Raw genomic sequence first — 18,107 nt, 5'->3', positions numbered from 1 at the left:
CGGGCGAATCCCGCGGCGCGGGATGCCTCTCGCAAGATGCCCGTTCGATGCCTGCTCGACGCTCGTCCGCGTCGACGGCGTCGCCTGATCTCAGATGGCGCCCCGTTCGGCCTCAAGAAAGGCGCGCAGTTCGGCCGGGTCGACGTCGCGGGCGATGAAGCTGCGGCCGATACCGCGCGCCAGGATGAAGGTCAGCGCGCCGCGCGATACCTTCTTGTCCTGGGCGATCAGATCCATCAGCCCGTCCGTGTCCGGCAGGTCGCCCGGAATGTCCCGGATGCGGGTCGGCAGGCCAACCGTCTTCAGATGGGCGGCGACGCGCAGGGCATCTTCCGGCGAGCACAGCCCCTGCCGGGCCGAGAAGCGGAAGGCCTGCGCCATGCCCACCGCCACCGCCTCGCCATGCAGCAGGCGCTGGGAGAAGCCGGCCCCGGCCTCCAGCGCATGGCCGAACGTGTGGCCGAGATTGAGCAGGGCGCGGTCGCCCGTCTCCTTCTCGTCGCGGGCGACCACGGCGGCCTTGGAGGCGCAGCTGGTGGCGATCGCCTCGATGCGCGCCGGCCCGCCCGCGAACACTTCCTGCCACTTGCGCTCCAGCCAGGCGAAGAAGGGCGCGTTGTCGATGAGGCCGTACTTCGCCACTTCCGCATAGCCCGAGCGGAATTCGCGCAGCGGCAGCGTGTCGAGCGCGGCGCTGTCGGCGAGCACCAGGATCGGCTGGTGAAAGGCGCCGACCAGATTCTTACCGTGCCGCGAATTGATGCCGGTCTTCCCACCGACCGAGGAATCCACCTGCGCCAGCAGGCTGGTCGGGGCCTGCACGAAATCGACGCCGCGCCGCAGCGCCGCCGCCGCGAAGCCGGCGAGGTCGCCCACCACGCCGCCGCCGAGCGCCAGCACCACATCGCGCCGCTCGATGCGGGCGGCGAGCAGGGCGTCGACCACCTCCTCGAACACGCGGAAGCATTTCGATTTCTCGCCCGGCTCGACGATGACCGGCGTGGGGGTGAGCCCGGCGGCGCGGAGCGCGGCCTCCACCGTTGCGAGGTGGCGCTCGGCGACATGGCGATCGGTGACGATGCCGACCCGCGCGCCGGGGCGCAGCCTGGCGATGCGCTCCCCCGCCTCGTGGAACAGGCCGGGGCCGATGAGGATGTCGTAGGCCCGCTCGCCCAGCCCCACATTCAGCCGGGTGATGTCGGCGCGAAGTTCCTCGGCGACGTGGCTCACGGGGTCTCTCCTGTTGGCTCGGCGCCGAGATGGCCCGCCAGCGCGTCTACCACCGCCTCGACCATCACGTCCTGCGGCACGTCGTGCGAGACGACGGTGAGGGTGGCCCGGGCATAGACGGGATAGCGCAGGTCGATCAGCCGGGCGAGGGTCGTGCCCGGATCGTCGGTCTTCAGCAGCGGGCGATCGTCGCGCCGGCGCACCCGGCGCAGCAGCAGGTCGAGCTCGGCCTTGAGCCACACCGAAATGCCGTGCCGGGCGATCGCCGCCTGCGTCTCGTCGCTCATGAAGGCGCCGCCGCCGGTGGCCAGCACCATCGGCCCGTTTTCCAGCAGTCGCGAGATCACCTTCTTCTCGCCGTCGCGAAAGGCGGGTTCGCCGTGATGGGCGAAAATCTCGGGGATCGTCATGCCCGCGGCCTGCTCGATCTCGATGTCGGCATCGGCGAAAGGCAGGTTGAGCCGGCGGGCGAGGCGCTTGCCGACCGACGACTTTCCAGCGCCCATCATGCCCACGAGGACGATCGAGCGCGAGCCCAGCCGTTCGCGCAGGGCTGTCGTCTTGTCGTCCTGGACGAAATCCGCCGTCATGACATCGTGTCCGCTCATCGCTTCGCGGACTATCATCCGCGCGGGGGCGACGCAATGTGAGCGTGTCTTTCGGCAAGCGCTGCGACGAGCGGATCGCCGCGGCCAAGCGGTTCCTTCCGTCCGGGTGGCGAAAGGCCTTAAGGTCGCGGCGAGCGACCCCCATCGATTCGCCCGGACGCCCGAGACACCATGCCGAGCCTCATCCGCCTCCTTGTCATCCTCGCCGTGCTCGGCGGCATCGGCTATGGCGCGATGTGGGCGCTGGCCAATCTGGTGGAGCCGCAGCCGCGCGAGATGACCGTGACCGTGCCTCTCGACAAGCCGAGCCGATGAGCGGGGCGCCGCGCACCAAGGGGCGCGATACGGGTCCGGCCGCACTGTTTCTCGACATGATGGCGTCCGAGCGCGGCGCCAGCGCCAACACGCTCGCCGCCTATGCCCGCGACCTCGAGGATTACGAGGGCTTTCTCACCACCGAGGGCGTGGGCGCGCTGGAGGCGGGCACGACGCAGATCCGCGCCTATCTCGCCGAACTGTCGGCGCGCGGCCTCGCCAGCGCCAGCGTGGCGCGTCGGCTGTCGGCGCTGCGCCAGTTCCACCGCTTTCTCTATGTCGAGAATCACCGCAGCGACGACCCCGCCGCCGTGCTGGAGGGACCGCGCCGTACGCGCCCGCTCCCCAAGGTGCTGACGCTGGATGAGGTGACGGCGCTGATCGAGACCGCCCATGCGCGGGCCGCCGAGGCGGTGCCGAGCTTTGCCGAACAGGCCCGGCGGGCGCGCGTCGCCTGCTTCGTCGAGTTGCTCTATGCCACCGGCCTGCGCGTTTCCGAACTGGCGGCGCTGCCGGCCTCGGCGGCCGGCACAAGGGGCGAGTCGATCATCGTGCGGGGCAAGGGCGCCAAGGAGCGGCTGGTGCCGCTGGGCGAAGCCGCCAAGACGGCGATGCGGGCCTGGCGTGCCGCGCTCGACGCCATGGCGCAGGAGTCCAAGGACCGTGCCGCCAGCGGCCGAACGGCGGGACGCAAGGCCGGGCGTGACGCCAAGGCTGGAGTTGATACCAAGGCGCTTGCCGGGCGCTGGCTGTTTCCCTCCGCTGCGGCGAGCGGCCATATCACCCGCCAGCAGGTGGCTCTGGACCTGAAGGACCTCGCGCTCGCCGCCGGGCTCGACCCCGCCAAGCTCTCCCCGCATGTGCTGCGCCACGCTTTTGCCAGCCATCTTCTGGCGCATGGCGCCGATCTGCGCATCGTGCAGACGCTGCTCGGCCATACCGACATCTCGACCACGCAGATCTACACCCATGTGCTCGACGAGCGTCTGAAAAGCCTGGTGCGCGACCTGCATCCGCTGGGTGATTCCGACGGCGATTAAGGGCGAATCAAGCCGTGCCTTGACGTCGCCTCCCTCTCGGGGCAGCTTCCGCGCAACTTTAGAGCCTGCCTGTCTGGGCAGGCCGACCGTTTCCCGAAGCCGGATTGACCGAAACCCCATGCGCAGCTACCTCGATTTTGAGAAGCCCGTGGCCGAACTCGAGGCCAAGCTGGAAGAATTGCGCACCGTCGCGGCGCAAGGCGGCGCGGTCGCCATCGGCGACGACATCGCCCGCCTCGAAGGCAAGGCGCAGGATGCGCTGGTCCATCTCTATGCCAATCTCACGCCGTGGCAGAAGGCGCAGGTCGCGCGGCACCCGCTGCGCCCGCATTTCTCCGATTATGCCGGCGCCCTGTTCGAGGAATACGAGCCGCTCGCCGGCGACCGTAAATTCGGCGACGACAACGCCATTCTCGGCGGTCTGGCGCGTTTTCGCGGCCGGCCGGTGTGCCTGATCGGTCAGGAAAAGGGCAACACCACCGAGACCCGCATCAAGCACAATTTCGGCATGGCCCGGCCCGAGGGCTACCGCAAGGCGGTGCGGCTGATGGAACTGGCCGATCGCTTCGCGCTGCCGGTGATCTCGCTGGTCGACACGGCCGGCGCCTTTCCCGGGCTCGACGCCGAGGAGCGCGGCCAGGCGGAGGCGATTGCCCGCTCCACCGATGCGTGCCTCTCGCTCAGCGTTCCCAATGTCGCGGTCATCATCGGTGAGGGTGGTTCCGGCGGAGCCATCGCCATCGCCACCGCGAATCGGGTGCTGATGCTGGAGCATTCCATCTACAGCGTGATCTCGCCCGAGGGCGCCGCTTCGATTCTCTGGCGCGATACCGCCAAGGCGCAGGAGGCGGCGATGAACATGAAGATCACCGCCCAGGACCTCGCTCGCTTTCATGTGATCGACACCATCGTACCGGAGCCGCCGGGCGGCGCGCATCGCGATCCCGCGCTCGCCATGACCCGGGCGGGCGACGCGATCGAGGCAGCGCTGCTGGATCTCGAAGGGCTGGACGGCCCGAGCCTGCGCAAGGCGCGGCGCGAGAAGTTCCTCGCCATCGGTCGCACCCTGTAGGCGCGCGCCGGTTGCGGGTGCCGTTTGGCGGCGGGTGCACGCTTGCTGTATGGTCCGCGCGAGGATAACGACTACGCGGTCGAGTCCATCTGGGGACGGACGGGGAGTGTCGCGCTTGAACCTTTCCGCTTTTTCGCGGCTGGTCGGTGGCGGGGCGGCGCGCTGGCGCATGGCCCTTCTGTCGGGTGTCGCGGCCCTCTCGCTCGCCGGCTGCACCGGGGATGACGGCCCCTCGCCGATGATGTCCAAGGCGATGAAGACGCTCTCGCCCCAGACCGTCGCGCTGCTGCAGGAAAAGGGCATGTCCACCGACAGCCCGCTCGTCGTGCGCATCTTCAAGGAAGAGTCGGAGCTGGAGGTCTGGAAGCAGACCACGAATGGCGACTACGCGCTGCTCAAGACCTACCCGATCTGCCGCTGGTCCGGCGAACTGGGACCGAAGAAGACGGAAGGCGACCGGCAGGCGCCGGAGGGTTTCTATACGATCACGCCCGGCCAGATGAATCCGAATTCGAGCTATTATCTCTCGTTCGATCTCGGCTTTCCCAACCCTTATGACAAGGCGCTCGGCCGCTACGGCTCCAACCTGATGGTGCACGGCGACTGTTCCTCGCGCGGCTGCTACGCCATGACCGACGAGCAGGTGCAGGAGATCTTCGCGCTCGGTCGCGAGAGCTTCCGGGGCGGTCAGCGATCTTTCCAGGTGCAGGCCTATCCTTTCCGCATGACGCCGGAAAACATGGTCCGCCACCGCAACAATCCCAATCTCGCCTTCTGGAAGATGCTCAAGGAAGGCAGCGACACGTTCGATCTGACCAAGGCGCCGCCGAAGGTCGATTATTGCAGCAAGCGCTACGTGTTCAACGCGACGCCGGTCGATCCGAGCCAGAAGTTCCAGGCCTCGTCGCCGTGCCCCGCCTATACCCAGCCGGGGGATCTCGGCGAGGAACTCGCCGCCCGCCAGCGCGATGTCGCGACGCGGATCGCCAGTGCCGGGGCGCTTGTTCCTGTCGCGCCGGTCAAGACCGGCAAGGACGGGGGCATGCACAAGGTGTTCCTCGCCAAGCTGGAAAATCCCGAGCTGAAGGCCCCGGGTTCGCTGCCGCCCGTGGTCAAGCCGCCGGGGAGCGACTATGGCGTGGCGACCAACGAGCCGGCACCGGCCGAGAGCATCGCGCTTGCCACCGCCGCGTCCGTGCCGACCACGGCCGATGTGCCGCTGCCGTCACCGCGTCCCACCGATCTGCCGCCGTTGAGTTCGCAACCCGCCGGTACGCCCACCCTGCCGGAGCCGGCCGCCGGCCTGCTTGCCGCCCGTTCCCCTGCCGTCACCGCGCCGGGTACGGAGGTTGCGGCGCTGGAAGGCGGCGGGTTCCTCGCCAGTGTGAAGAGCTTCTTCAGCGCCGCCACGTCGCCCGCCACGCCGCCCACCACGTCGCCCGCGACCGAGACGCCTGCCAGCGCGGCGGCGGCGGTGGTTGCCCCTGCCGGAACTCCTGCGGCGCGCGCCGCTGCCACGCCGGCTGGCGCCGCGCCTGCCAATGCGACGACTACCGTTGCCTCTCCCGCCGCCGAGGCTCCTGCGGCTGCCGCGCCGTCCTCCGGCTTCTCGCTCAGCAGCCTGTTCGGCGGCGGCTCGACGCGGGTGGCCGCACCGGTCGCGCCCACCGTTCCCGCAGAGGCGGCGGCCGATGTGCCGGTGCCTCCCGTGCGGCCGGTGGCCGTGCCGCAGGCGACGTCGCGCGCCTCGGCGGCTGTCGTCCAGCATCCCGTGGCGACAGCCGCCCCCTCCGCCCGCCCGGCGCATGCGCCGGCAAATGCCGCAGCGGCCGCTGGTTCAGCGCCTGCCTATGCGGCGGTGCCGACGCCGGGCGCGTCCTATTCCACCGTCCCGACGCCCTCGGCCGCGGCAGCCGCCGCCACGCCCGCCGTGCCGACACCGGCTCAGGCATCCGCAGCACAGGCATCGGCCACCGCGGGCCAGCCGCTCAGCGGAACCGCGCCGGCCCTTCCCGGCGCGTCGATCCTCACCTCGGGAAGCTTCTCCACCACCGTCCAGTAAGCCAGCGAGAAAGCCATGAGACGCAAAAGGCCGGCGGGGCTCTCGCTGGCCTTTTGCGTCTCATGAAGGTGCCGGATGGGTCTGTGCCGCGCCCGTGCGGACGAGGCTCGAGAAGGTCATAAGTCGGCTATTTGTGAAGGATCCGCCGCCCGCGTCGCTTCGCGGCGGGGCCCGGCATCGGGCGCGCGTCAGCTGATGACGGTGGCGTGGTGGTTGACCACGCGCCAGCCGTCTGCGGAGCGGTGCCACAGGCGGGTGATGCGCAGGCTCGCCGTGAAGGCCGCGCCGCCGGCGTGGCCCTTCGCCTCAGCCCGCAGCACGGCGATCACCGCCCCGGGAGCCAGCGCGCGCAGGCGATAATCCGAGAATATAAGCCGGCTTAATTTTAGCGCGCCGGTGCGATGAAGGTCGAGGTCGTCCTGCTTGCTCAGGAACTGGCCGCGCTGGTCGACAAAGACCAGATCGTCGGCCAGCAGCCGATCCAGCGCGAAGGTGTCGCCGGCCAGCGCGGCGTCACGCAGGCGGCGCTCGGCGATTTCGACCTCCTTGAGGTCGGCATCGGCCGGAGGCGCCGCCGGCGCGCTCATATGAACTTGCCGTGGCAGTGCTTGTACTTGAGGCCGGAGCCGCACGGGCAGACCTCGTTGCGCCCGACACGGCCCCAGGTCGAGGGGTCGTTCGGATCGCGGAGCACGGCCGTGCCGGCATCGGCGGAGGGGGCCAGCGTGGCCGCTTGAGCGAAGGCGGCATCGGCGAGCGCGAACTCGTCCTCGCCGGTGTCGGCATCGATGTGATGCGCGGTCATCGGCGGCTCCGGCTCGGCCGGCGGCGTCATCATCACCTCGACCCGCATCAGCTGGGCCGTGACCGCCTCGCGCAGGCTGGACAGCATGGCCTCGAACAGCTGGAACGCCTCGGACTTGTACTCGTTCAGCGGGTCGCGCTGGGCATAACCGCGCAGGCCGACGACCTGGCGCAGATGGTCGAGCGTGACGAGATGCTCGCGCCAGAGGTGATCCAGCGTCTGCAGCAGGATCGACTTCTCGACATAGCGCATGATCTCCGGGCCGTACTGGGCGAGCTTGGCTGCCATGGCCTCGTCGGCGCGTGTCTGGATGCGCTGGCGCATTTCCTCGTCGGCAATGCCTTCCTCGGCCGCCCATTCCTTGACCGGCAGGTCGAGCCCGGTGACGCGGGCCAGCGCCTCGGCGAGGCCCTCGGTGTTCCACTGCTCGGGATAGGCGTTGGGCGGGACGAACTTGACGACGATGTCCTCGATCACGCCGTGGCGCATCTCGGCCACGGTTTCGGCGACGTCGTCGTCCTGCATCAGCTCGACGCGCTGCTCGAACACCACCTTGCGCTGGTCGTTCATCACGTCGTCGTATTTCAGCAGGTTCTTGCGGATGTCGTAGTTGCGCGCCTCGACCTTCTGCTGCGCCTTTTCCAGCGCGCGGTTGATCCAGGGGTGGACGATCGCCTCGCCCTCCTTGAGGCCGAGCTTCTGCAGCATGCCGTCGAGCCGGTCCGACCCGAAGATGCGCATCAGGTCGTCTTCCAGCGACAGGAAGAAATGCGAATGGCCGGGGTCGCCCTGGCGGCCGGAGCGGCCGCGCAGCTGGTTGTCGATGCGCCGGCTCTCATGGCGCTCGGTGCCGATGACGTAGAGGCCGCCAGCGGCCAGCGCCTTGGCCTTGAGCGTGGCGATCTCGGCGCGGATATTGGCCTCGGCGGCGGCGCGCTGCTCGCCCTCGGGCAGGTCCGCCAGCTCGTGCTGGATGCGCATGTCGGCATTGCCGCCGAGCTGGATGTCGGTGCCGCGGCCGGCCATGTTGGTGGCGATGGTGATGGCGCCGGGCACGCCGGCCTGGCTGACGATGTAGGATTCCTGCTCGTGGTGGCGGGCGTTGAGCACCGCGAACACCTTGTCCTCGGCCTTGCCCTGGTCGCCGTCATAGAGCGGGCGGAAGGCGTCGGGGTCGGAGAAATCCTTCTGCCGGAAGCCGCGCTTCTTGAGCAGTTCGGCCAGCAGTTCCGATTTCTCGATCGAGGTGGTACCCACCAGCACGGGCTGGCCCTTGGCCTTGCACTCGGTGATGAGGTCGATGATGGCGTTGTATTTCTCGCCCGCCGTCCGGTAGACCTCGTCGTCGTCGTCGACGCGCTGGACCGGCAGGTTGGTCGGGATCTCGATGACTTCGAGATTGTAGATGTCGCCGAATTCCTGCGCTTCCGTGTTCGCCGTGCCGGTCATGCCGGCCAGCTTCTCGTACATGCGGAAATAGTTCTGGAAGGTGATGGAGGCGAGCGTCTGGTTCTCGGGCTGGACCTGGACGCGCTCCTTGGCTTCCAGCGCCTGGTGGAGGCCTTCCGAATAGCGCCGGCCCGGCATCATGCGGCCGGTGAACTCGTCGATGATGACGACTTCATTGTTGCGGACGATATAGTCCTTGTCGCGCTGGAACAGCGTGTGGGCCCGCAGCGCCTGGTTGACGTGATGCACCACCGAGACGTTCTCGATGTCGTAGAGGCTCTCGGACTTGAGCAGCCCGGCCTCGCGCAGCAGCGTCTCGATCTTCTCCATGCCGGCTTCGGTCATGGAGACCGAGCGCTGCTTCTCGTCGACCTCGTAATCCTCCTTCGACAGGCGGGGGATGTAGGTGTCGATGGTGTTGTAGAAATCCGAGCGGTCGTCGAGCGGGCCGGAAATGATGAGCGGCGTGCGCGCCTCGTCGATGAGGATGGAGTCCACCTCGTCGACCACGGCGAAGAAGTGCGGGCGCTGGACCATCTGGTTCAGCTCGTACTTCATGTTGTCGCGGAGATAGTCGAAGCCGAGTTCGTTATTGGTCGCATAGGTGACGTCGCAGGCATAGGCCGCGCGGCGCTCGTTGTCGTCGAGCCCGTGATGGATGATGCCGGTGGTCAGGCCGAGGAAGCGGTAGACCCGGCCCATCCATTCGGCGTCGCGCTTGGCGAGATAGTCGTTCACGGTGACGACGTGCACGCCCTTGGCCGTCAGCGCGTTCAGATAGACCGGCGCGGTGGCGACCAGGGTCTTGCCTTCGCCGGTGCGCATCTCCGCGATGCCGCGCTCATGCAGCACCATGCCGCCGATCAGCTGCACATCGAAATGCCGCTGGCCGAGGGCGCGCCGCGAGGCCTCGCGCACCGTGGCAAAGGCGGGAACGAGCAGGTCGTCGAGGCTGGCGCCATTGGCGAGCTGCTGGCGGAACTCGACGGTCCGCGCGCGCAGTTGCTCATCCGTGAGTTTCAGCAACTCCGGCTCGAGCGCATTGATGGCGGCGACCTTCGGCTGATAACCGCGCACGCGGCGATCATTGGCCGATCCGAACAGCTTTCGCGCGAGAGCGCCGAACATGAGCTTCCAATCCGTGTCCGCCAGGGCAGAGGTCGGGTACCAACGGTGACGGGCCGCCGGTACCAGTGAGACGCCGCCCCACGCCGGCACGCGCCATGCGGGCCTCGCCGTTCATCCAGACGCCATTTGCGGCCGAATTGGGTCTGCCGGGCCAGGCGGTCGCGAACGGCGTTCGGGTGGTTGCGTCACATCAATGCGAGGATCAGAGCGACCACGCACCTTCCGCCACACTTATGAACGGGTTTAGGGGTTGTCAATCGCGCGCCGGACGACAGTTTCCTGACGCAGCGGAGCTTCGGACGGCGGCTCGCGCCGGTATCGCCGTCGTGAACCTGACATGCTTTGCCGATTGCCTAAACCCCCGCTTGCAACCTCGGTCCGACTGCGCCAGCTTTCGCCGCCCGAACCGCGGACAACCGCAACCCAAGGAATGGCCTTTATGAACTTCCATCGTCCGCACCCCGAAACCCTGTCGGCGCCCAAGGCGCAGAATCGCCGCGCTGGCCTCGTGCGGGCTGGTCTGGTGGCCGCGCTGATGGGCGTTGCCATGCCGGCCTTCGCGCAGACCGCGCCGGCGACGACCGCCGCCCCGGCGGCTGCAGCGCCAGCGGCCGCGCCGGTCGCGCAGGCTGACGACACGGTGCTCGCCACCGTCAACGGGGCGCCGATCACCCGTGGCGACGTGAAGGCAGCCACCGAGGAACTGGCGCAGAACCTGCCGCAGCAGATCCAGGGCGCGGCACGCGACGAATATGTGCTCGGCTTCCTGATCGACCTCACCGCCATGGCGCAGGCTGCCGAGGCGCAGAAGCTCGACCAGACCCCCGACTTCCAGCAGCAGATGGCTTTCATCCGCAAGCGCCTGCTCATGCAGGCGGCGCTGGAGCAGGCCACCAAGGCCGCGATGACCGACGAAGCGCTGAAGAAGACCTATGAAGAGGCGATCAAGCAGCAGCAGCCGGAAGAAGAGGTTCATGCGCGCCACATCCTGTTCCTGACCGATCCGGCCAAGAAGGAGAGCGACGCCGAGGCCAAGAAGAAGGCCGACGAGGTCGAGGCCCGCCTGAAGAAGGGCGAGGATTTCGCCAAGCTCGCCAGCGAGCTGACCGAGGATCCGTCGGGCAAGAAGGACGGTGGCGATCTCGGCTTCTTTGCCAAGGACCAGATGGTGCCGGAATTCGCCGACGTCGCCTTCGCGATGAAGCCGGGCGAGATTTCCAAGCCGGTGAAGACGCAGTTCGGCTGGCACGTCATCAAGGTTGAGGAAAAGCGCCAGAAGCCGGTGCCGACCTTCGACGAGGTGAAGCCGCAGATCCAGCAGTTCCTGGCCCAGAAGGCGCAGGCCGAGGCGGTGCAGAAGTTCCGCGAGGGCGCCAAGGTGGAGAAGACCGCCGCGGCCCCGAGCCCGGCCGACCTCACCACCCAGCCCGCCGGCGCGGCTCCGGCCGCCCCCGCCACGGCGCCCAAGCCCGCGCAGTGAGCCGGTACCGTGGCCGGAGCCGTGAGCCCCGCGCAGTGAGCGCGGCTCTCGTCGGGCTCTGAAGGCCGGTTGATCAAAAGGCTCCGCGCCATCCGGTGCGGGGCCTTCTTCTTTGGCCCATCGACGCCGCGCGGGCTGAATCGCGCCGTGCAGTGGCGCCGCCGTCTTGCGGATGTCGCGCGCATCGGGCACACCCGTGGCGCTTTCATTTGCCCGCAGGGACTGCCCGATGGCCCACGCTTCCCCCGTCTCGCCGCTCGCGCCCAAGACCACGCCGGATGTCGGCCCGGTGGCCGGCGTCCGCTACGCCACCGCCGAGGCGGGGATTCGCTATAAGGGCCGAACGGACGTGCTGCTGCTGGCGCTCGATGCCGGCACGACGGCGGCGGGCGTGTTTACCAAGTCGAAATGCCCCTCGGCGCCGGTCGAATGGTGCCGCGAGATCCTGCCCAAGGGGCTGGCGCGGGGCCTCGTGGTCAATTCGGGCAATGCCAATGCCTTCACCGGGCGGAAGGGCCGCGACGCCACCGCGCTCACCGCGACGATCGCCGCCCGGGCGCTCGGCTGCGCGGAGGACGAGATCTATCTCGCCTCGACCGGCGTGATCGGCGAGCCGCTCGACGCCACCAAGTTCGAACACGTGCTGGACGAGACCGCGACACGCCTCGCCCCGCTGCCGTGGATCGATCCCGCGCGGGCCATCATGACCACCGACACCTTCCCCAAGCTCGCCACCGCCAAGGTGACGATCGACGGGGTCGAGGTGACGCTGGCCGGCATCGCCAAGGGCGCCGGCATGATCGCGCCGGACATGGCGACCATGCTCTCCTTCGTGTTCACCGACGCCGCCATCGAGGCGCCGGCGCTGCAGGCGCTGCTGTCGCAGGGCGTGACGGACAGTTTCAACGCGGTGACGATCGACGGCGACACCTCGACCTCCGACACGCTGATGCTGTTCGCCACCGGCGCTTCCGGCGCGCCGCGCATTTCCGATGCCGAGGACCCGCGCCTGTCGGACTTCCGCCGCGCGCTGACCGAGGTGCTGGCCGATCTCGCCGAGCAGGTGGCGCGGGACGGGGAGGGCGCGCGCAAGCTGGTGCGCATCCATGTCACCGGCGCCACATCGAAGGAATCGGCGCGCAGAATCGCCATGTCCATCGCCAATTCGCCGCTGGTGAAGACCGCCGTGGCCGGCGAGGACGCCAATTGGGGCCGCGTCGTCATGGCGGTGGGCAAGGCTGGCGAGCCGGCCGAGCGGGACCTGCTGTCGATCTCCTTCGGCCCGATCCGCGTGGCGCATGAGGGCGCCCGCGACCCGGCCTATGACGAGGCGGAGACCTCCGCCTACATGAAGAACGACGTGATCGACATCACCGTCGACATCGGGCTGGGGCACGGCACGGACCGGGTGATGACCTGCGACCTGACCAAGGAATATGTCGCCATCAACGGCGATTATCGCTCGTGAGGCCGGCGGCATGAAGCTCCTCCTCGTCGCCGCCTGCGCGCTCGTCGATGTCGACGGGCGCGTGCTGCTGACCGAGCGGCCCGAGGGCAAGTCGCTGGCCGGCCTGTGGGAATTTCCCGGCGGCAAGGTGGAGGCCGGCGAGCGGCCGGAGGAATGCCTGATCCGCGAGCTTGCCGAGGAACTCGGCATCACGGTGAAGGAGGCGTGCCTCGCCCCGCTCACCTTCGCGTCCCATACTTATGAAAATTTCCAGCTGCTCATGCCGCTGTGGATCTGCCGGCGCTGGGAAGGCAATCCGCATGGCCGCGAGGGCCAGCGCCTCGCCTGGGTGAAGCCGGGCCACCTGCGCGACTACCCCATGCCGCCGGCCGACGAGCCGCTGATCCCGATGCTCGTCGATCTGCTCGGGCCGGGGCGCTAGTTCAGCTCTCGCCCGGCAACCGGCCTTCCGGCACCTTCAGGGCATCCGCCAGCCGCAGCTTGGCCGATCCGGGGCGCAGCGGCTTCTGCTGGCTCTCATGCGGGGCCCAGCCGGAAATCCAGGCGATCTCGAACGTGGCGCGCAGCCGGCCGTCCGGGTCGGAGAAGCGCTCGGCATAGACCTCGAACAGCCGCGCCAGCGTCTTGCGCAGCAAGGGCGTGCGGCGGCGGTCGGTGAGCGGGTTGGCCGCGCCCATGCGGCGCAGGTCACGCAAGAGCGCGAGCGGGTCGCCATAGCGCACCGTGATGCGGTCGACATCCGCCACCGGCAAAGCGAGGCCGGCGCGCTGCAGCAGGCCGCCGAGGTCGCGCAGGTCCGCGAAAGGGGCGACGCGCGGCGAGATGCCGCCCAGCGTCTCGCTCTCGGCCACCGCGAACGCCTCGCGCAGCTCGGCCAGCGTGCCCGAGCCGAAAAAGGCGGCGAGCAGCAGCCCGTCCGGCCGCAAGGCGCGGCGGATCTGCGCGAGTTGCCCGGGCAGGTCGTTCACCGTCTGCAGGGCGAGGGCCGATACCACGAGATCGAGCGATTCGGGCGCGAAGGGCAGGGCTTCCGGGTCCGCCACCACGTCCACATCCGCCCGCTCAGAGGGGCCGGCGGCAAGGAGCCTTTCCACCATGCCCGAGCCGGCCAGCGCGGCGGCCAGCGCGGAGGTCGGGGTGCCGAGGTCTACCGCCGTCGCGAATTGCCGCTTCACCGCGCCGAGCCGGTCGGCCAGGTCTTCCGCCACCCGGTCGATGAGAAACGTTTCCGGCCCCAGCGCCAGCGCGCGGCGGCGGCGCGCGGCGAGCGCGCGGGAATCGAAGATGTCGACGACGCCCGAACTCGGGTGGGCGGAACTCGGGTGGGCGGAACTCGGGGGTGTGGAACTCGGGGGTGTGGACATGCGATGCTCCTCGGGCGAGAGCCATAGGGCGGCGGCCGCGGCGGGTCAAAGCCGTGCTCCCGCAATCGGGAGCGCGATGCCGCGTGGAGCCGCAGCGACGGTGCCGCTGCACACATGGTAGGCTGGTGTCCATGGACAACCCCCTCGCGCCCGAACGGCAACGCACGCTGGGCCTGCGCAGGCTCGGCCTGCGCGCTGGGCGGTGGCTCGGCATGGGACGGATGTGGACGCGAGGGCTGGTCGATCTCGCGCTTCCCCCGATCTGCATGGCCTGCCGCGCCGCGGTGGGCGAACCGGGTTGCCTGTGCGCGCCGTGCTGGAGCCGCGTGCGGTTTATCGAGCGGCCCTATTGCGACCGGCTGGGCATTCCGCTCACGCATGAATACGAAACATTTGGCACGACGGGGCCGGTGGTCAGCGAGGCCGCGTTCGCCCGTCCGCCGGCCTATGGGCGGGCGCGGGCGGTGGCGGTCTTCGGCGACGTCTCCCGCGACATCATCCATGCGCTGAAATATGCCGACCGGCTCGATGTCGCCGCGCCCATGGCGCGGATGATGGCGCGGGCCGGCGCGGACATCCTCGCCGAGGCCGGTGCGCTGGTGCCGGTGCCGCTGCATCCGCTCCGGCTGTGGAAGCGCCGCTTCAACCAGTCCATGCTGCTGGCGCGGGGCGTGGCCGCCGCGAGCGGCGTGCCCGTGCGGGCGGATTGGCTGAGGCGCGCCCGCGCGACCACGCCGCAGGTCGGCCTCGACCGCGCCGCCCGCGCGCAGAATGTCGCCGGTGCCTTCATCGTGCCGGAGACGATGCGCGCGGAATTGCGGGGCCGTCGACTGGTGCTGGTCGACGACGTGCTGACCACCGGCGCCACGATCGACGCCTGCGCCAAGGCGCTGATGCGCGCGGGGGCCCTGCGCGTCGACGTACTGGTATTTGCGCGGGTTGTTGACGGGCACGATACGCCCATATCATAGGAACATGCGCCGCGCGGCGCGGTGTGAGGCGAACCGATGTCGCAGATCGAGATCTATACCACCTCCAGTTGTCCCTATTGCCATGCCGCCAAGGACCTGCTGAAGCGCAAGGGGGCGACCTTTGCCGAGATCAACGTGACCGGCGATCCCGTCGGTCGCTCGACCATGTCGACCCGCGCCAACGGGCGCACCAGCGTTCCGCAGATCTTCATCGACGGCCGCCATGTCGGCGGCTGCGACGACCTCTATGCCCTCGAAGAGGCCGGCGAACTCGACGGGCTGCTGGGTAGCTGAGGCGGGGCGGGCTCCACGCGCCGGCCCTCCCGCTGCCGCTGCGCGCCCGGCCCCCTCGATCGCCCCCCGTGATCGCCCCTCGTGATCGCCCCTCATGAAAGTGATGACGCCATGACCAACACCACGCCGGCCTCCAGCCCCCGCACCCTGCATCTGGGCGCGCCGTTCGTGGCGGGTGTGGTGCAGATGCGCACGGCCAAAAGCGTGGCGGTCAATGTCGCGGCGGCGTCCGCGCTGATCCGCGAGGCGGCGTCCGCCGGGGCCAGCTATATCCAGACTCCGGAAATGACCGGCACGATGGAAGAGGGGCGCGAGGCGCTGTTCGCCATCCTCCACGAGGAGGAGACAGATCCCGCGCTCGCGGCGTTCCGCGCGCTCGCCGCCGAACTCGGGGTGCACCTGCATATCGGCTCGCTGGCGATCCGGGCGGGTGAGCATCGCGCTGCCAACCGCGCCTTCCTCATCGGGCCGGACGGGGCGATTGTCGCGCGCTACGACAAGATCCACATGTTCGATGTCGACCTGCCCAATGGCGACGTCTATCGCGAATCGGCCGCCTACCGGCCGGGCGAGTTCGCCGTGCTGGCGGACCTGCCGCAGATCCGCCTTGGCCTCACCATTTGCTACGACCTGCGCTTCCCCGCGCTGTTCCGGGCGCTCGCCGAGGCGGGGGCGGGGATGATCGCGGCGCCGGCCGCGTTCACGCAGACCACCGGCGAGGCGCATTGGCACATCCTTTTGCGCGCCCGCGCCATCGAGACCGGCTCCTATGTGCTGGCGGCGGCGCAGGGTGGCACGCACGAGAACGGGCGCCAGACCTTCGGCCACAGCCTGATCATCGACCCGTGGGGCACGATCCTCGCCGAGGCCGGCACCCAGCCGGGTGTCATCCTCGCCGAGATCGACCCCGCCAAGGTGCGGGCGGTGCGCGCGCGTGTTCCCTCGCTGGAGCACGGGCGACGCTTCGAACTGGTGGAGCCGCCCGAAGCCGGCCGCCTGCACCTGGTGACGACCGATGGTGCCGCATGATTCTCTACCGGCTGCACTGTGCGCAGGACCATGATTTCGAAAGCTGGTTCCGTGATTCGGCCGCCTATGACGGCCAGAAGGCGCGTGGGCTGGTGACATGCCCGGTCTGCGGCTCGGCGGATGTCGACAAGGCGATCATGGCGCCCGCGCTGGGGCGCGGCACCCGCAAGCGCGACGTCGAGGCGGTGCCGGCGGAGGCGTCTTCCGCCCCGGCTGCCGCGACGGCCGTGCCGGTGGCTGCCGAGCCCTCCGCCCAGCCGGTCGCCCTGATGTCGGAGCGCGAACAGCATGTGCGGGCCATGCTGCGGGCGGTGCGCGCGCATGTCATCGCCCATTCCGACTATGTCGGGGATGAATTTGCCCGCCTTGCCCGGCGCATGCACGAGGGCGAGGAAGAGCAGCGGGCCATCCATGGCGAGGCGACGCCGGACGAGGTGCGCGCGCTGGTCGAGGACGAGATCGAGGTTCTGCCGCTGCCGGTGCTGCCCGACGAGCGCAATTGATGCAGCCCGGTGACGGGTGGAGGTCGTGATGAGGGCCGTGCTCACAGGTTTGACCGTGCTCACCCTGCTCGGCCTCGCCGCGCCGATGCTGGCGTCTCCGGCGCGTGCCGCGACCAGCACGACCACGACGCAGGGCAAGTCCGCGCTCTACGAGGTTATCGGCCATGACCCCTATCGCGGGGCATGGAAGAAACTCACCGGCCCCGTCATCAAGTCCGAGCGCTGGCTGAAGGGCGGGCATGGCATCTGGTCGCCGGCGCAGATCGTGCAGGTCGACGCCCAGCGCTTCAAGGTGTTCCTGCTGTGCAAGGTGAACGAGTGCGCGAGCACGAGGATCAGCGTCATCTTCTCGGCGGATGGCACGAGGGCCTATGGCGCGCTGCGCACGCCCACGGGAACGCAGGTTCTGGGGGCGCCGAATGTCGTGGTGCACAAGGCCCTGCTGAAGGCGCTGCAGGACTAGCCGGACCGGGGAAGGGCAAGCTTGCCTCGGCAGGCTCCCCTCAGCCGCCCGCCTCAGCCGCCCGCGGGAGGGGTGGCCGCCATGGCCTTCTCGATTTCCGGCAGCAGGCGCTGCTTCACGCCTTCCGCGTCCAGCGGGCCGATGAACTTGTAGGCGATCCGCCCGTCCTTGCCGATCACGAAGGTTTCCGGCACGCCATAGACGCCCCAGTCGATGGCGGCGCGCCCGTTCGGGTCGACGCCCACGGCCGCATAGGGATTGCCGAAGCGGCCGAGGAAGCGGCGGGCATTGCCGGCGTCATCCTTGTAGTTGAGGCCGACCAGACGGAAGCCCGGCATCTTCGACAGATCGACCAGGAAGGGGTGCTCGTCGCGGCAGGGCACGCACCAGGAAGCGAACACGTTCAGCACCGTGACGCCGCCTTTCAGCTCCGTCGAGGCGAGGCCCGGAACCGGGGCGCCATCGCGCGACAGGCCCTCCAGCGCGGCGAGGTCGAGTGGGGGCGCCTCCCGGCCGATCAGCGCCGAGGGGATGCGCGCGGGATCGCCCGAGAACAGCCGGCCATAGAACAGCGCGGCCAGCGCGATGAAGGCGACCAGCGGCAGCAGTACCAGAAGGCGGCGCCGGCCGGGCCTCTCCGGGGCGGGTTCCGCGCTCATGAGAGGCTTCGCCGTGCCGAGCGGCGACGCACGCCGCGCGCTTCCAGTTCACCGAGCCGCCGCCGCACGGCCCGTCCCTGGAGGAAGGTGGACAGCGCCAGCGCGCCCAGCGCCAGCGCGCTGACCCCGTAGGCCGCGAGGATGAAGGCCCCGTGCTCGCCCAGCAT

General features: G+C 69.3%; 19 protein-coding genes. 12 read left to right on the top strand and 7 right to left on the bottom strand.

All coding sequences use genetic code 11. The features are described 5' to 3' along the window. Positions 1 to 90: 90 nt before the first annotated feature. Complete coding sequence (gene aroB / locus FHS55_RS14245; RefSeq protein ID WP_183190437.1) at positions 91 to 1,230, bottom strand: 3-dehydroquinate synthase; 1,140 nt, start codon at positions 1,228 to 1,230, stop codon at positions 91 to 93. Beyond that, the gene (locus tag FHS55_RS14240; protein WP_183190664.1) at positions 1,227 to 1,820 is read right to left on the bottom strand and encodes a shikimate kinase; all 594 of its coding nucleotides are present in this window, start codon (positions 1,818 to 1,820) and stop codon (positions 1,227 to 1,229) included. Before FHS55_RS14240 ends, aroB begins: the two co-directional genes overlap by 4 nt. A gap of 189 nt (positions 1,821 to 2,009) precedes the next feature. Between FHS55_RS14240 and FHS55_RS14235 the strand changes: the two genes are divergently transcribed. The 4 genes from FHS55_RS14235 (at position 2,010) to FHS55_RS14220 (ending at position 6,327) form a co-directional block, all read left to right on the top strand. Continuing rightward, positions 2,010 to 2,153 (top strand): hypothetical protein, encoded by a 144-nt coding sequence (locus tag FHS55_RS14235; RefSeq protein ID WP_183190436.1) that lies wholly within the window; start codon positions 2,010 to 2,012, stop codon positions 2,151 to 2,153. Next, a complete protein-coding gene (locus tag FHS55_RS14230; RefSeq protein ID WP_183190435.1) occupies positions 2,150 to 3,193 on the top strand; it encodes a site-specific tyrosine recombinase XerD in 1,044 nt (347 codons plus the stop codon). Before FHS55_RS14235 ends, FHS55_RS14230 begins: the two co-directional genes overlap by 4 nt. Positions 3,194 to 3,311: 118 nt before the next feature. Beyond that, the gene (locus tag FHS55_RS14225; RefSeq protein ID WP_183190434.1) at positions 3,312 to 4,265 is read left to right on the top strand and encodes an acetyl-CoA carboxylase carboxyltransferase subunit alpha; all 954 of its coding nucleotides are present in this window, start codon (positions 3,312 to 3,314) and stop codon (positions 4,263 to 4,265) included. A gap of 115 nt (positions 4,266 to 4,380) precedes the next feature. Further along, on the top strand, positions 4,381 to 6,327 hold the full coding sequence (locus FHS55_RS14220) for a L,D-transpeptidase family protein (protein ID WP_246340160.1): 1,947 nt from the start codon (positions 4,381 to 4,383) through the stop codon (positions 6,325 to 6,327). Between the two features lie 188 nt (positions 6,328 to 6,515). Here the strand turns inward: FHS55_RS14220 and FHS55_RS14215 are convergent, their stop codons facing one another. Both FHS55_RS14215 and secA read right to left on the bottom strand, forming a co-directional pair. Next, a complete protein-coding gene (locus FHS55_RS14215; protein ID WP_183190433.1) occupies positions 6,516 to 6,914 on the bottom strand; it encodes a nuclear transport factor 2 family protein in 399 nt (132 codons plus the stop codon). Continuing rightward, entirely contained in the window at positions 6,911 to 9,709 is a 2,799-nt protein-coding gene (secA, locus tag FHS55_RS14210; protein WP_183190432.1) for a preprotein translocase subunit SecA, read from the bottom strand. Before secA ends, FHS55_RS14215 begins: the two co-directional genes overlap by 4 nt. A gap of 439 nt (positions 9,710 to 10,148) precedes the next feature. Between secA and FHS55_RS14205 the strand changes: the two genes are divergently transcribed. The 3 genes from FHS55_RS14205 (at position 10,149) to mutT (ending at position 13,078) form a co-directional block, all read left to right on the top strand. Beyond that, positions 10,149 to 11,189, top strand: a complete 1,041-nt coding sequence (locus FHS55_RS14205) for a peptidylprolyl isomerase (protein ID WP_183190431.1) — start codon at positions 10,149 to 10,151, stop codon at positions 11,187 to 11,189. Positions 11,190 to 11,418: 229 nt separating this feature from the next. Beyond that, complete coding sequence (gene argJ, locus FHS55_RS14200) at positions 11,419 to 12,657, top strand: bifunctional glutamate N-acetyltransferase/amino-acid acetyltransferase ArgJ (protein WP_183190430.1); 1,239 nt, start codon at positions 11,419 to 11,421, stop codon at positions 12,655 to 12,657. A gap of 10 nt (positions 12,658 to 12,667) precedes the next feature. Further along, complete coding sequence (mutT, locus tag FHS55_RS14195) at positions 12,668 to 13,078, top strand: 8-oxo-dGTP diphosphatase MutT (protein WP_183190429.1); 411 nt, start codon at positions 12,668 to 12,670, stop codon at positions 13,076 to 13,078. 1 nt (position 13,079) lies between these two features. Here mutT and FHS55_RS14190 read toward each other — a convergent pair whose 3' ends face one another. After that, entirely contained in the window at positions 13,080 to 14,021 is a 942-nt protein-coding gene (locus FHS55_RS14190; RefSeq protein ID WP_183190428.1) for a methyltransferase domain-containing protein, read from the bottom strand. A 131-nt stretch (positions 14,022 to 14,152) separates the two neighbouring features. On the opposite strand from FHS55_RS14190, the gene FHS55_RS14185 reads away from it, so the two are divergent. The 5 genes from FHS55_RS14185 (at position 14,153) to FHS55_RS14165 (ending at position 17,281) form a co-directional block, all read left to right on the top strand. Next, the gene (locus FHS55_RS14185) at positions 14,153 to 14,992 is read left to right on the top strand and encodes a ComF family protein (RefSeq protein ID WP_183190427.1); all 840 of its coding nucleotides are present in this window, start codon (positions 14,153 to 14,155) and stop codon (positions 14,990 to 14,992) included. Positions 14,993 to 15,028: 36 nt separating this feature from the next. Next, complete coding sequence (grxC, locus tag FHS55_RS14180; RefSeq protein WP_183190426.1) at positions 15,029 to 15,286, top strand: glutaredoxin 3; 258 nt, start codon at positions 15,029 to 15,031, stop codon at positions 15,284 to 15,286. Between the two features lie 111 nt (positions 15,287 to 15,397). Continuing rightward, positions 15,398 to 16,315, top strand: a complete 918-nt coding sequence (locus FHS55_RS14175; protein WP_183190425.1) for a carbon-nitrogen hydrolase family protein — start codon at positions 15,398 to 15,400, stop codon at positions 16,313 to 16,315. Beyond that, positions 16,312 to 16,818, top strand: coding sequence for a DUF1178 family protein (locus tag FHS55_RS14170; protein WP_183190424.1), 507 nt, complete (start codon positions 16,312 to 16,314; stop codon positions 16,816 to 16,818). Before FHS55_RS14175 ends, FHS55_RS14170 begins: the two co-directional genes overlap by 4 nt. 37 nt (positions 16,819 to 16,855) lie before the next feature. Then, positions 16,856 to 17,281 carry an Ivy family c-type lysozyme inhibitor gene (locus FHS55_RS14165; RefSeq protein WP_210286997.1) on the top strand — a complete coding sequence of 142 codons (426 nt, stop codon included), beginning with the start codon at positions 16,856 to 16,858 and terminating at the stop codon, positions 17,279 to 17,281. A 53-nt stretch (positions 17,282 to 17,334) separates the two neighbouring features. Here FHS55_RS14165 and FHS55_RS14160 read toward each other — a convergent pair whose 3' ends face one another. Both FHS55_RS14160 and ccmD read right to left on the bottom strand, forming a co-directional pair. Continuing rightward, the gene (locus tag FHS55_RS14160) at positions 17,335 to 17,940 is read right to left on the bottom strand and encodes a DsbE family thiol:disulfide interchange protein (RefSeq protein WP_183190422.1); all 606 of its coding nucleotides are present in this window, start codon (positions 17,938 to 17,940) and stop codon (positions 17,335 to 17,337) included. Beyond that, entirely contained in the window at positions 17,937 to 18,107 is a 171-nt protein-coding gene (gene ccmD, locus FHS55_RS14155; RefSeq protein ID WP_183190421.1) for a heme exporter protein CcmD, read from the bottom strand. Before ccmD ends, FHS55_RS14160 begins: the two co-directional genes overlap by 4 nt.

It is taken from the genome of Ancylobacter tetraedralis (assembly GCF_014195655.1).
In the GTDB taxonomy this organism is placed as follows: Bacteria; Pseudomonadota; Alphaproteobacteria; order Rhizobiales; family Xanthobacteraceae; genus Ancylobacter; species Ancylobacter tetraedralis.
This window is presented reverse-complemented; position numbering and strand designations above follow the sequence as displayed.

Coding starts and splice junctions, on each gene's coding strand:
- FHS55_RS14240 (WP_183190664.1), bottom strand. CDS start 1,820: ATGACGGCGGATTTCGTCCAGGACGACAAGACGACAGCCCTGCGCGAA.
- FHS55_RS14235 (WP_183190436.1), top strand. CDS start 2,010: ATGCCGAGCCTCATCCGCCTCCTTGTCATCCTCGCCGTGCTCGGCGGC.
- FHS55_RS14230 (WP_183190435.1), top strand. CDS start 2,150: ATGAGCGGGGCGCCGCGCACCAAGGGGCGCGATACGGGTCCGGCCGCA.
- FHS55_RS14225 (WP_183190434.1), top strand. CDS start 3,312: ATGCGCAGCTACCTCGATTTTGAGAAGCCCGTGGCCGAACTCGAGGCC.
- FHS55_RS14215 (WP_183190433.1), bottom strand. CDS start 6,914: ATGAGCGCGCCGGCGGCGCCTCCGGCCGATGCCGACCTCAAGGAGGTC.
- secA (WP_183190432.1), bottom strand. CDS start 9,709: ATGTTCGGCGCTCTCGCGCGAAAGCTGTTCGGATCGGCCAATGATCGC.
- FHS55_RS14205 (WP_183190431.1), top strand. CDS start 10,149: ATGAACTTCCATCGTCCGCACCCCGAAACCCTGTCGGCGCCCAAGGCG.
- argJ (WP_183190430.1), top strand. CDS start 11,419: ATGGCCCACGCTTCCCCCGTCTCGCCGCTCGCGCCCAAGACCACGCCG.
- mutT (WP_183190429.1), top strand. CDS start 12,668: ATGAAGCTCCTCCTCGTCGCCGCCTGCGCGCTCGTCGATGTCGACGGG.
- FHS55_RS14190 (WP_183190428.1), bottom strand. CDS start 14,021: ATGTCCACACCCCCGAGTTCCACACCCCCGAGTTCCGCCCACCCGAGT.
- FHS55_RS14185 (WP_183190427.1), top strand. CDS start 14,153: ATGGACAACCCCCTCGCGCCCGAACGGCAACGCACGCTGGGCCTGCGC.
- grxC (WP_183190426.1), top strand. CDS start 15,029: ATGTCGCAGATCGAGATCTATACCACCTCCAGTTGTCCCTATTGCCAT.
- FHS55_RS14175 (WP_183190425.1), top strand. CDS start 15,398: ATGACCAACACCACGCCGGCCTCCAGCCCCCGCACCCTGCATCTGGGC.
- FHS55_RS14170 (WP_183190424.1), top strand. CDS start 16,312: ATGATTCTCTACCGGCTGCACTGTGCGCAGGACCATGATTTCGAAAGC.
- FHS55_RS14160 (WP_183190422.1), bottom strand. CDS start 17,940: ATGAGCGCGGAACCCGCCCCGGAGAGGCCCGGCCGGCGCCGCCTTCTG.
- ccmD (WP_183190421.1), bottom strand. CDS start 18,107: ATGCTGGGCGAGCACGGGGCCTTCATCCTCGCGGCCTACGGGGTCAGC.